This is a genomic window from Pseudomonas defluvii, assembly GCF_001695625.1.
Classification (GTDB): Bacteria; Pseudomonadota; Gammaproteobacteria; order Pseudomonadales; family Pseudomonadaceae; genus Aquipseudomonas; species Aquipseudomonas defluvii.
Genome location: NZ_MBPN01000126.1, coordinates 1 through 12,243, shown reverse-complemented (window position 1 = coordinate 12,243; position 12,243 = coordinate 1). Strand labels below are relative to the sequence as shown.

The window sequence follows — 12,243 nt, the reverse complement described above, 5'->3', positions numbered from 1 at the left end:
CCATTTGCTGTCATCCTTTCGAGGACGACAGCTTAAACTACCCCGTAGTCACTGTCTCAAAAGGTGGATCCACTATAATCAACACCTGTAAATACGTAGTCAGGATAGTCATAAGTCAATCCCGGCATGACCCTCACCCCTGGCCGGAGAATCGGCCCATGTTAACCATGTTGTTCCCAAGTGACACCCCGGTCGACAGTTCAATCCCATCGGTCACGTTGCCAACTTCATCCCTCGTCGATGACTCTGAGACCGGCGGCCGACCAGCCGCCGGTCCATTTGAGCGTGCTTGAAAGCCGCGTCGTTTCTGGATGAGACAGTTTTAATTCTCTAACGCATCCGTCCGGATCGGAATTTTAAGTGGTCGCGGCAGTTTTGCGATTCCTCTCAACGAGGCTGCAGTCCGCGAAAACAGCGATGCTCCCGCGACAGTTTTAATACTCAAAGTCTACTTCGACTCGCAACTGATCCAGCTCTGTGTTTGGGGCGCGGGAGGCCTGTAGGTGTTTCCCTTGGCTACGATCCTTTCCTCCACTATCTCCACGGGGCCAGGCCCTTTGTTCAAAGTTTTCTCAGGTACTGCGAACGTATCCGACTTCTCAGCGGCGTGGGCAGTAGGGTTACGGCTATTGGCCTTTCCTGCTCCGCCCGAGGCTTGCGCACCGGGCACCGCTGAGATCTCCCAGATTCTGTGCAAAGGACTTCCCGACGTGCGCAGGGGCTCCGACCGCGCCGGATCAGAGCATGACTGGCGTATAACGCCATGCTCCGTATTACCTTTTGCTTCGCTTAACAGCATCGGCATCCCGAATTCCTAATTACGCGGCTCAATGGCTGGCCCATCGGTTACCCCTGTCAACGCTTCACGCTGCACCTCGCGGTGCAACATGCATGAATCGGGGTCTGGTTGAATCGCCATTTCTTACCAGTATCGAACTTTAATCGACTATCCTCTGCCACCTTTAACTGATGCTCTAAGCGTCCGGCCAACACACCTTGCTCGAGCAAGGCCGGAATCCACTTCCGCGGTAGCAGCCCCTCTTCACTGATATTGTGTCGGCAACGATACCCTAGCGAGACTGCACTGCTTGTTGATGGGGGAGCGTTGCAGCACACTAAACGTCCATCGTAAGGAGACGGCCCCATATGAAGGATACACCTCGCATTCCCCTGATTATCCTTGATGTTCAGGATGCGATTGATCAACCTATTTGGGATGGTAAAAGCCACCCTGGTTATTTGTCCGCAATCCAACGCCTTCTGCGGCACTGGCGATCAAATGGCTGGCCTGTCCTTCATGTGAAGCATGATGAAAAGAATCCCACCTCCAGCTATCACGTTCATGGCCCCTGGAATGGAATCAAAAAAGAAGTGGCCCCGGTAGAGGGCGAGGCTGTCATCATCAAGCATGAGAACTGCGCATTCATAGAAACCCGATTGGATGCCATCCTTAAAAGCATGCACGTAAAACGTATTGTTCTGACCGGCGTTGTGATTCATAACAGCATGGATGCCACTATCCGAGCGGGGAAGGCACTTGGATACGAAATCATTCTTCCTGCGGATGCGACTACTGCTGTACCCGTCATCAGGCCAAATGGAACGTTTTGGGACGCCTCTACCGTTTATGAGCTGACCTTGGCCATACTGGGCACCGAATATGCCCAAGTCATGTCATCAGAAGATGTGGTCGCACAGCTTTGCCTATGAAGCAGTGGCTGGCACCCACTGATGCGGTAGCAATTGCTCGATATCACTGGTCCGCTGTGTGGGCAGCCGCGTCAGCACATCTCTGAGATAGGCATACGGATCATGCCCATTCATGCGCGCCGATTGGATCAGGCTCATGATTACAGCCGCCCGTTTACCGCTGCGCAGCGACTCGGCAAATAACAAGTTCGAGCGTCCGAGCGCCCATGGCCGTATCTGGTTTTCAACTTGGTTGTTGTCGATGGGCACAGCTGCGTCGTCCAGATAGCGCTTCAGCGCTACCCAGCATTTCAGGCTGTAATCGAGGGTTTTGGCCGTCGCTGATCCGTTCGGCACCCCAGCCACGGGCAACTCGATTTTCACTGACGCTTCGGCTGGCCGTTTAGGTACAGCCTTCAGCGGGACAAATGCTGGCAGCGAGGTCGGTGCGGGCTGGTCTCGATAGAGCGGCATCCATTTACGGATGACGATGCCGTGGCTGATGGCGACTCTGGACTCTGTTGCCCAGGTTGCAGGCATTCCTGAGCGACCTAGGCTTTGAACAGTTTCGGATAAGAGCTTCGTTGGCGTACGGAAATCTTTACGATCGGGGGTGATCGCGTTCGCCTAAAAATACGCGAATAGCATCGCCCTTAATGATGGAGTTCGGACGGTGAGCTCGCCGTACGGTTACGCGACAGGTGCTAACCCCTGCTTTGTTTCGACGTTCGATGCCGGCGCCTGGGCAACAATCCTAACTAGCCCAGCGACTTGCTACTTTCGAGAGCTTTGATGTCGACTACGATAATGTCCCCTGACTTCACCGACTTCAGCTGCAGTCGGGTAGGAATAGCTTCCGATGCACGGTAGGCACACTGTGCCGCCGACCGACTGCGCCCGCAACTTGTTAGTAATCACACTGGGCGAAACTCGATAGTGAAACGACGGTTTGGTCGATATAGGACTGGAGGCGACTCCCACGAGTCCATGTTCTGGTCGTCTAGATTCGAGCTTTTGCTCCTGGATAGCATGAGAAAGACCGGCAGCTTGTAAGCGGTGAGGGGCGGGATTCGATACTGCGAGAGGAATAGGCAAAAAGGCGGCACGTATCATGTAACGCTTTCTCATACGAAAAATTAATCTAACCCCATGCAGCAAGGAGGTCCTTCTGCGGGGTCGGCAGCACATCGTAGCTGCGGCACCCACAACTCACATAGTCTCTGGAGTTGCCGCCATGAAATCCATCAAATCAGTAGTTATCAGCGTCGCTATCGTTGCATTCAGTGCGAACACCTTTGCGGCCTACAGCCAAAAAGAACAGACTCTGATTAGCGAGTCGGGTAGTGGCGTTGTGATCACCCCCATCTCGAAAAACGGTTCTGATCGCACTCCAGGTTTCCAGCGTGTAGCTGAAGGTGGTTCCGATCGTACCCCAGGCTTCCAGCGTGTAGCTGAAGGTGGTTCCGATCGTACCCCAGGCTTCCAGCGTGTAGCTGAAGGTGGTTCCGATCGTACCCCAGGCTTCCAGCGTGTAGCTGAAGGTGGTTCCGATCGCACTCCAGGTTTCCAGCGAGTAGCTGAAGGTGGTTCCGATCGCACTCCAGGTTTCCAGCGTGTAGCTGAAGGTGGTTCCGATCGCACCCCAGGTTCCCAGCGTGTAGCTGAAGGTGGTTCCGATCGCACCCCAGGTTCCCAGCGTGTAGCTGAAGGTGGTTCCGATCGCACCCCAGGTTCCCAGCGTGTAGCTGAAGGTGGTTCCGATCGTACCCCAGGTTTCCAGCGTGTAGCTGAAGGTGGTTCCGATCGCACTCTAGGTTTCCAGCGTGTAGCTGAAGGTGGTTCCGATCGCACCCCAGGCTTCCAGCGCGTAGCTGAAGGTGGTTCCGATCAACTGAAAGCACGAGCTAAACGGTCGTAAGATAGTTTCACTAATTCTCGGCCCGGCTTTGCCGGGCCTTTTGTCATACCGAGCTAGTGGGGTATCTTACGCGTCCCTGTTTGCGCTATTCTCAGGATTAGACGATGTTCAGGGGCCTCGACATGTCAGAATCAAGTCCGCAACTCTTCCCAACCTTTGACGATCCGCTTTCATTTAAGCGGGCGGTAATTTCGTCGATTATTCGCCGTTTTACGACAGGTTCCGGAATATACCAAACCGCTATTGAGGGTCTCAATTTAGTTCGAAACGATACACCTACGGATACGCTGTATAGTGTTTATAAGCCTACACTGTGCTTGGTGGTGCAAGGTCGAAAGGAGGTTCGTCTATTTGGCGAGCGGTATGTATATGATCCTCTGAACTATTTGGTGATTTCTGTTACTCTTCCGCTCGCGGGTAAAGTTATTGAGGCATCCCCGGATGTGCCCTATTTAGGTGCGCTTTTAGACATTGATCCTGCTCAGATTAGTCAATTGATTGCTGATAGTAGTCCTGTCGGTGTCCCTAGTAATGGCGATGTAAGAGGGCTGTATCTTGGAAGTACTGATGGCCCGTTGCTGGATGCTTTGTTTCGCTTGCTGAGCTTGCTTGATAGCCCCGAAGATATCTCTCAGCTCGCACCTATGGCCTTGCGAGAAATATTTTATCGATTGCTGCGAGGTCAGCAAGGCCAGAGGCTCTACGAAATTGCAGTGGTCGACAGTCAATCATATAGAGTAACGCGAGCAATCGAATGGCTAAATAATAATTTTGCTGAACCTATGCGGATCGATGAATTAGCAAAATATGTAAATCTCGGGGTTTCGACTCTCCATCATCGTTTTAAAGCTGTTACTTCTATGAGTCCGCTCCAGTATCAGAAACAACTGCGATTGCACGAGGCTCGAAGGTTAGTGCTCAGTCAGTCAACCGATATTGCAACAGTAGCCTCTCAAGTAGGTTATGAGAGTCAGTCACAATTCAGTCGCGAGTATAGTCGGCTTTTTGGAACCTCTCCCTTACGAGATCGCGCTCGCCTTCGTCGGTCAGGCTAAGTCCATCTTCTATGGAGTATCTGAGAGAAAGGAGCTCTTTGACGTCTTAGGTGGTTCTTGAAAGTCGCGGCGATGATAGTGATCATGAGAACAAGTAGAACGACGCAGGGTATCAGCACCCAGTTTGACTTGAGTGGCCTGGGCAGAAAAAGATAGGCTGCCTATGAGCTTTCGAGTAATGGCAGCAATGTCCGTTTCGCGGGATAGTATATAAAGCTGCTCTCGCAACGTGCCTCGAATTTGCGCAGATGCCGACTCATCAAACCATCGACGACATCGGTGATCTAGGCGAACAGGAATAGAGGCATGGCTAGGGCGAGGATGGTTTCTCGCACTATAAACGAGGAGACTGTAAACAAAATCGCCTGCAAGTTGTCCTGACGACGACGTAAGCTACATCGAGTACCTGGCCTGTGATGAGGCGCTGTCTGGAGCACGCAGGTAGCGGGCGCATCGGCTATCTCCCAGGGCTGGCCTAGCCTGGGCAGTGGGGTGTTGGCGATAAGCGTCTCATCGGCCGCCGACGTGACGGTTTCAGCAGGGGTGTTTCGATGCGCCTAGGGGCCAGGGCATTGGCCGTAATGCCATAGGCCCCAAGTTTTCCTGGCAGGTGTCGAGTGAACCCGATGATGGCTGCCTTGGGTGGCACTGTAGTGGGAGGCCACAGCGTGCCATGTAACCACGAAGCCTTGGGCGCGCAATCTCTCGCCCTGAGCTTGTAGCGCTTGAGGGTTGAGGGTTGAGGGTTGAGGGTTGAGGTCGAGCAGTGCGACGGTAGCGCCTTCTTCGCAATAGCGCTGCGCAACCGCCGGACCGATGCCGCTCGCAGCACCAGAAACGAGCACATTCCTACCACTGTGACGACCTGCAATCATGGATTGATCTCCAGCATTATCTTGCCAATGTGACGACTGCTTTCCATCAGTGCATGTGCCTGGGAGGCTTCATGCAGCGGGAAAGTGCAGGAAGGCATTGACCTGCGCCAAGCAACGGCCAGACATCGGCCTGCAGGGCTGCAGCGATGTTGGCTTTTTCCGCTTTGGATCGGGCGCGGAGGGTCGAGCTGATAAAGGCCAGGCGCTTGAGTATGATCGGCATGACGTTCGACTCGGCCGTACTGCCTTCGAGAAAGGTGATCTGCACCAACTTACCTTCCACCGGCAGGGTGTCGATATTGCGCTGCAGGTAGCTACCCCCGACCATGATTGAGGATCAGGTTCACACCCTTGCCCTCGGTCTCGGCCCAGACCACCTCGGCGAAATCTTCTTCTCGGTAATTGATGGCCCGGCTGGTACCTGCGCTGCTACATGTCTCCAGCTTGGCCTCGCTGCCTGCCGTTGCCAACACCCGCGCGCCGAACTGATTGGCCAGCTGGATGGCGGTCAATCCGATTCCGCTAGACCCGCCATGCACCAGCACGGTTTCGCCGGGTAACAGGCGGTCGTGCTCGAATAGATTGGTCCACACGGTGAATTAGTTTCCGGCTGCAGTATTCAGCGTAGTCGCCACCTGGCGTGAGTGCGCACACCTACGCACCGACCTGCAATCCCTGCACGGCCGCACCCACGGCCACCACTTCGCCCGAGACTTCCAGGCCGAGGTAGGGTGAGGCTGAGGTAGAGTGAAGCATCGGCTGGCGGCGGATAGCTACCCGAGCGCTGCAATTCATCCGGGCGGTTCACACCGGTATAGGCGACCCGGATCAGCACTTCGTCGGCGGCCGGAGTGTAGATACCTACCTCGGTTACATGCATCAGTCAGCGTTGCCAATTGGGGGGGCGATCAACAGCATTGTCTGGCTAATGATAACCATCACCAATCTTAACTTTGCCGCGGAACACGTAGTAGCTCCAGGCCGTGTACACCAAGATGAACGGCAGGATGAACAGCGCGCCGATCAGCGCGAACAGCTGGCTCGCCACCGGCGAGGCCGCCTGCCACAGCGTAACCGACGGCGGGATGATGTTCGGCCAGATGCTTATGCCCAGGCCGCTGTAGCCGAGGAAGATTACCAGCAGGGTGAATAGGAACGGTGCGGCGGTGGCCCGGTGCGCCAGGGTGGTCAGGGTGCCTAAGAAGCAGAACAGCAGCAGCAGAGGCACCGGCAGGAAATAGAACAGGTTGGGCAGGCTGAACCAACGCTGGGCAATCTCGGGGTGGGCCAGCGGCGTCCACACGCTGATCACTGCGATGGCGATCAGCAGGCCCCAGATGAAGTACGAGGAGTAGCGGTACATCTCTTCCTGCAGACGCCCCTCGGTCTTCATGATCAGCCAGGTGCTGCCCAGCTGGGCGTAGGCCAGCAGCAGTGCGAAGCCACAGAACAGCGGGAACGGACGCAGCCAGTCGAGGGCGCCGCCGGCGTACATGTTGTTTGCCACCGGGATGCCATCGAGGAACGCCCCCAGGGCGACGCCCTGGGTGAAGGTGGCGATGATCGAGCCGCCGATGAACGCCTTGTCCCACCAGTGGCGGTTGCGCTCGCTGGCCTTGAAGCGGAACTCGAAGGCCACGCCGCGGAAGATCAGGCCCAGCAGCATTAGCACCAGTGGCAGGTACAGGGCGCTGAGGATCACCGAGTAGGCCAACGGGAAGGCGCCGAACAGGCCGGCGCCGCCCAGCACCAGCCAGGTCTCGTTGCCGTCCCACACCGGGGCGACGGTGTTCATCATCACATCGCGCTCTTCCTTGTCCTTGATCGCCAGGAAGAGGATACCGATGCCCAAGTCGAAGCCGTCCATGATGACGTACATCATCACGCCAAAGATGATGATCAATGCCCAGATCAAAGTGATATCCACGCCCATGGCCATCGCTCCTCAGGTTGCCGTCGCCTTCGACAGGGTCAGTGATCGTCCGCTGCGGACAGGGGGCGCGCGGGGGTCTTGGACTGGCCCGCGCCACCTTCGATCGGGTGCTCGCCTTCGTGGCGCTGCGGCCCCTTGTGCACCAGCTTGAGCATGTAGGCGATACCGGTGCCGAACAGCACGAAGTACACCACCACGAATGCCGCGAGGCTGACGCTCATCTGCGCGGTGCTCAGCGGTGATACCGCATGCTCGGTGCGCATCAGCCCGTAGACCACCCAGGGCTGGCGGCCCATCTCTGTGGTCACCCAGCCGGCCAACAGGGCGATCAGCCCCGCCGGGCCCATGCACAGCATGAACCGGAGGAACAACGGCGTGGTGTGCAGGCGGTCGCCACGGCGCAGCCACAGGCTCCACACCCCGGCGAGGATCATCAGCAGGCCCATGCACACCATGAGCCGGAAGGTCCAGAAGATCACCGTGGAGTTGGGCCGGTCCTCGGGGGGGAATGACTTCAGCGCCGGAATCTGGCGGTCGAGGCTGTGAGTCAGGATCAGGCTGCCCAGATAGGGAATCTCGATGGCGAAGTGGGTCTTCTCGGCCTTCATGTCCGGCCAGCCGGCCAGGATTAGCGGCGACGGCTCGCCCGGGACGTTCTCCCAATGCCCTTCGATGGCGGCGATCTTCGCCGGCTGGTGCTCCAGGGTGTTCAGGCCGTGGGCATCACCGACCACCGCCTGGATCGGCGCCACCACCAGGGCCATCCAGCAGGCCATCGACAGCATGGTGCGGGCCGGCTCGATGTGCTGGCGGCGCAACAAATGCCAGGCCCCCGAGGCGCCAACGAAGAACGCGGTGCTGAGGAACGCGGCGATCGCCATGTGCGCCAGGCGGTAGGGGAACGACGGGTTGAAGATCACCGCCAGCCAGTCCACCGGCACCGCGCGGCCGTCGATGATTTCGTGGCCCTGGGGCGTGTGCATCCAGCTGTTGGAGGAGAGGATCCAGAAGGTCGAGATCAGCGTGCCCAACGCCACCATGCAGGTGGCGAACATGTGCAGGCCTCGGCCTACCCGATCCCAGCCGAACAGCATCACACCTAGAAAACCAGCTTCGAGAAAGAATGCCGTGAGCACTTCGTAAGTCAGTAGTGGCCCGGTAATGCCGCCGGCAAAATAAGAGAACTGCGACCAGTTAGTGCCGAACTGATATGCCATCACCAGGCCAGAAACCACTCCCATGCCGAAGTTAAGCGCGAAGATCTTTATCCAGAACATGTAAAGATCGCGATACACCTCCCTACCGGTCTTCAGATACAGACCTTCCAGCACGGCGAGATAACTCGCGAGGCCTATGGTGATTGCCGGAAAAAGAATATGCATGGCCACTGTAAACGCGAACTGAAAACGAGCCAAATCAAGCGCCGTAGAGCTGAATGTTTCCATGGTTCTCGGCCTCACAGGGCGCGGCTTCAGTACCGCAATGCGAATGAGACGCAACAAGTAGATGAGTAGCTCATCGATTCGTTGCCTTGACATGTCGAAAGAGTGTGGCTTGATTCTAGAACACGATTTTCCCTTGTCGACCAAACTTTTGATTCCAGATCACCGGTAGGTTGGATCCAGCTTTGCTGGTTGTCTTTATTTGACAAGGCTGTACGCTTTCCTCCTGAACTGTCACAACCAAACCCAATTCCTCAAGTCCGCTAGAAGAGCGGTTTATTACGCAACTATCGGTTTATATCGAAAAAATATAAAGCGTTTAAGGAGCGACCATGACGACTCGACGCAAGGTACCCGGTGTACGTAACTACGATGGCCCAGCTGGTGGCTGGGGGGCGTTGAAGGCGACTGCGACAGCGGTGCGAGAGCAGATGGATACGCTCAAAGCGCCCATTACGCTGATGCGCACCAACCAGCCGGATGGTTTCGATTGTCCCGGGTGCGCCTGGCCCGATAAGGAACATAAGTCGACCTTTCAGTTCTGCGAGAACGGCGCTAAGGCGGTGACCTGGGAAGCGACCAACAAGCGCGTCACACCTGAGTTTTTCGCCAACCACCCGGTGGCCACGCTGCTGCACCGCAGCGATTACGAGCTGGAAGACCTCGGGCGGCTGACCCATCCGCTGGTCTACGACCACGGCAGCGACACATACAAACCGGTCGAGTGGGAGCACGCCTTCGCCCGGATCGGTGAAATCCTTCGTGGACTGGAACCCAACCAGGTCGAGTTCTACACCTCCGGCCGCGCCTCCAATGAGGCAGCCTACCTGTACCAGTTGTTCGCGCGGGCATTGGGTACCAACAATTTCCCCGACTGCTCGAACATGTGCCATGAACCCACCAGCGTGGGACTGCCTCGCTCCATTGGCATGGGCAAGGGCTCGGTGTCGCTGGACGATTTCGAATCGTGCGAGTTGGTGATTTCGATCGGCCATAACCCCGGTACCAACCACCCGCGGATGATGGGCACACTGCATGAGGTATCCCGGCGCAAGGTGCCGATCATGGTCATGAACCCACTGCGCGAGCGGGCGCTGGAACGATTCGCTGACCCGCAGGACATGATCGAGATGGCCACCTACGGCTCGACCCGGATCGCCTCGACCTACCTGCAGGTCAAGGCCGGTGGCGACGCGGCGGCAATTAAGGGGGTGATGAAGTCGCTGCTGGAGATGGAGGACTCGCTCGGCCAGGTGCTCGACTTCGAATTCATCGCCCAGCACACCAATGGCTTCGAGGCGCTCAAGGCCGATCTGCTGGCCACTGCATGGCCCGATATCGAGCACGCTAGTGGTCTGACCAAGGCCGAGATGGAAAAAGTTGCTGCAGCCTACGCTAAGTCCAACGCCACTATCGTCACCTATGGCATGGGCATCACCCAGCACAACGAGGGCACCGCGAACGTGCGGCTGATCTGCGACCTGCTGATGCTGCGTGGCAACCTCGGAAAACCCGGCGCCGGTATCTGTCCGCTGCGCGGCCACTCCAATGTGCAGGGCAACCGCACCGTGGGCATCACCGAGAAACCGTCCGCCGATTTCCTGCAGAAGATCGAGCAAGTACTGGGCTTCAAGCCGCCGGCCGAACACGGGCATGACTCGGTGCAGGCCATGCAGGCAATGATCGCTGGTACGTCGAAGGCGCTCATCTGCCTGGGCGGCAACTTCGCCGTGGCGTTGCCCGATCCGGCCCAGTGCTTCCCGGCCATGGGCAAGCTGGATCTGAGCGTGCACATCGGCACCAAGCTCAACCGCACGCATCTGCTGGTGGGCAAGGAAACCTACCTGTTCCCCTGCCTGGGGCGCACCGAGTTGGACGTGCAGAACGGAGAGCGGCAGTCGATTACCGTCGAGGACTCGATGTCGATGGTGCATGCTTCGGCTGGAAAACTGCTGCCCGCATCGGAGTTCTTGCGCTCTGAACCGGCGATCATTGCAGGCATGGCCAACGCGACGATGCCGGACAGCCCCGTGCCTTGGCTGGAACTGGGGGCCGACTACGACAAAATCCGCGACCTGATCGAGAAGACTCTTCCGGGCTTCGAGAACTTCAATGCGCGCATTCGCGTGCCGGGCGGTTTTCGCATGCCGCTACCGGCCACCGAACGCATCTGGATGACCCCCTCGGGCAAGGCCGAGTTCTTCGTCTTCCCGGGCCTACACGAGGACAAGGAAGTCGAGGGTGACGATGTACTGCGCCTGATCACCCTGCGTAGCCACGACCAGTACAACACCACCATCTATGCGATGGACGATCGCTACCGCGGCGTGTTCGGCCGCCGCGACGTGCTGTTCATGAACCCTGCCGACCTGCAGGCGCGCGGCTTAGCCCACGGCGACTTGGTGGACATCGAGACGGTCACCCATGGTCGCAAGATGCGCTATGAACGCATAACTGCCATCGAGTACAAGATCTCGCCTGGGTCGGTGGGGGCCTATTATCCCGAGGCCAACCAGCTGGTGCCGCTGGACTACATTGACGTGGACAGCGGAACGCCGTCGTACAAGTCGGTGCCGGTTAGGGTGATGCGTTCAGAGTTAGGTTGATTCGATTAGAAAGATGCCCATCCCTCTGAAATGAGATTTGAAGGGATGGGCATCAAGCCTCATGCAATTACGTTCGTGCATTTAGTCAATTGTGAAGAGGATTGTGTAATCCAGTGCCGAACATCTCATCCAGACTGCAAGGACAGTAGTGCGTTGGCAGAGGCCAATGGGCCAAAAGACCTATTGGGTCAATTTTGAGGCGATCCAAGGAACGTTGACTCGGTATCTGTCCTTTCGATGATCGCAGCTCGGCGAATCCGCGACTCGTTCAACCGAGCTTTGGGCACCCTCCATCCGTCACTCATCTCCCGTGCCTGGCTCATTCGCTACGAAACCTTATGGGACGTTCTGCTCAGTCATTTCAGTGAAATGGACGACCCTCCCAGATCGCGGAATTTCAGAGTAGACGGTAGGTGAAAGGTCGCCCGATAGCTGGATGTCGTCGTCGCAGGCGATCGATCAAGCGGGTCCGCGAGAGGGGAAAGCGCCGGGCAAAAAAATTTTGGTTGTTGTTTTATACTGTGGGGGGGTATAGTATGACCACATCAACGGCAAGGGAGGATGGCAATGCCCCAGTGCCCCAAAGAGAAGGAGAAAGCTCTCGGTCACGCTAGAGGTATTAGCGAGCAGGTCACGGCTCTAGAGCATGACCTGGAGGCTGATCCGACATGTGTCGCGGTTCTGCAGCAGTTGGCAGCAGTACGCGGTGCAATCAACGGCCTGAT

General features: G+C 57.0%; 12 protein-coding genes and 1 pseudogene. 5 read left to right on the top strand and 8 right to left on the bottom strand.

Translation table 11 applies throughout. The annotated features are described in order from the left end of the window. The first annotated feature begins 1,146 nt into the window (after positions 1 to 1,146). Positions 1,147 to 1,710: an isochorismatase family protein gene (locus tag EKA13_RS23295; RefSeq protein WP_016969424.1), complete on the top strand. Its 564-nt coding sequence runs from the start codon at positions 1,147 to 1,149 to the stop codon at positions 1,708 to 1,710. Here EKA13_RS23295 and EKA13_RS23290 read toward each other — a convergent pair. Then, positions 1,705 to 2,046 (bottom strand): annotated as a pseudogene (locus tag EKA13_RS23290) (transposase domain-containing protein); the annotation flags it as partial. The gene EKA13_RS23295 and the pseudogene EKA13_RS23290 sit on opposite strands and share 6 nt — an antisense overlap. A gap of 877 nt (positions 2,047 to 2,923) precedes the next feature. Here EKA13_RS23290 and EKA13_RS23280 point away from each other — a divergent pair. Both EKA13_RS23280 and EKA13_RS23275 read left to right on the top strand, forming a co-directional pair. Beyond that, entirely contained in the window at positions 2,924 to 3,607 is a 684-nt protein-coding gene (locus EKA13_RS23280; protein ID WP_065761552.1) for a hypothetical protein, read from the top strand. A 122-nt stretch (positions 3,608 to 3,729) separates the two neighbouring features. Next, complete coding sequence (locus EKA13_RS23275; protein WP_025999690.1) at positions 3,730 to 4,662, top strand: AraC family transcriptional regulator; 933 nt, start codon at positions 3,730 to 3,732, stop codon at positions 4,660 to 4,662. A 161-nt stretch (positions 4,663 to 4,823) separates the two neighbouring features. On the opposite strand, the gene EKA13_RS29000 is transcribed toward EKA13_RS23275, so the two are convergent. From EKA13_RS29000 to EKA13_RS23250, 7 genes are all read right to left on the bottom strand, one after another. Further along, positions 4,824 to 4,925: a hypothetical protein gene (locus EKA13_RS29000; RefSeq protein WP_354668545.1), complete on the bottom strand. Its 102-nt coding sequence runs from the start codon at positions 4,923 to 4,925 to the stop codon at positions 4,824 to 4,826. 294 nt (positions 4,926 to 5,219) lie between these two features. Further along, positions 5,220 to 5,537 (bottom strand): SDR family NAD(P)-dependent oxidoreductase, encoded by a 318-nt coding sequence (locus EKA13_RS28475; protein ID WP_228759039.1) that lies wholly within the window; start codon positions 5,535 to 5,537, stop codon positions 5,220 to 5,222. After that, the gene (locus EKA13_RS28995) at positions 5,534 to 5,614 is read right to left on the bottom strand and encodes a hypothetical protein (RefSeq protein ID WP_354668546.1); all 81 of its coding nucleotides are present in this window, start codon (positions 5,612 to 5,614) and stop codon (positions 5,534 to 5,536) included. Before EKA13_RS28995 ends, EKA13_RS28475 begins: the two co-directional genes overlap by 4 nt. Further along, complete coding sequence (locus tag EKA13_RS28470) at positions 5,584 to 5,865, bottom strand: MDR/zinc-dependent alcohol dehydrogenase-like family protein (protein ID WP_025999689.1); 282 nt, start codon at positions 5,863 to 5,865, stop codon at positions 5,584 to 5,586. Before EKA13_RS28470 ends, EKA13_RS28995 begins: the two co-directional genes overlap by 31 nt. Then, positions 5,852 to 6,130, bottom strand: coding sequence for a zinc-binding dehydrogenase (locus tag EKA13_RS28160; RefSeq protein WP_025999688.1), 279 nt, complete (start codon positions 6,128 to 6,130; stop codon positions 5,852 to 5,854). Before EKA13_RS28160 ends, EKA13_RS28470 begins: the two co-directional genes overlap by 14 nt. A gap of 332 nt (positions 6,131 to 6,462) precedes the next feature. After that, positions 6,463 to 7,470, bottom strand: coding sequence for a cytochrome d ubiquinol oxidase subunit II (cydB, locus tag EKA13_RS23255; RefSeq protein ID WP_016969245.1), 1,008 nt, complete (start codon positions 7,468 to 7,470; stop codon positions 6,463 to 6,465). 38 nt (positions 7,471 to 7,508) lie between these two features. Continuing rightward, a complete protein-coding gene (locus EKA13_RS23250; RefSeq protein ID WP_050439964.1) occupies positions 7,509 to 8,915 on the bottom strand; it encodes a cytochrome ubiquinol oxidase subunit I in 1,407 nt (468 codons plus the stop codon). 329 nt (positions 8,916 to 9,244) lie between these two features. Between EKA13_RS23250 and EKA13_RS23245 the strand changes: the two genes are divergently transcribed. Further along, positions 9,245 to 11,518: an FdhF/YdeP family oxidoreductase gene (locus tag EKA13_RS23245; RefSeq protein ID WP_016975662.1), complete on the top strand. Its 2,274-nt coding sequence runs from the start codon at positions 9,245 to 9,247 to the stop codon at positions 11,516 to 11,518. Between the two features lie 561 nt (positions 11,519 to 12,079). Beyond that, positions 12,080 to 12,243, top strand: a 164-nt coding sequence (locus EKA13_RS23240; protein WP_337994141.1) for a metal-sensing transcriptional repressor, incomplete at its 3' end; no start/stop codon positions are given.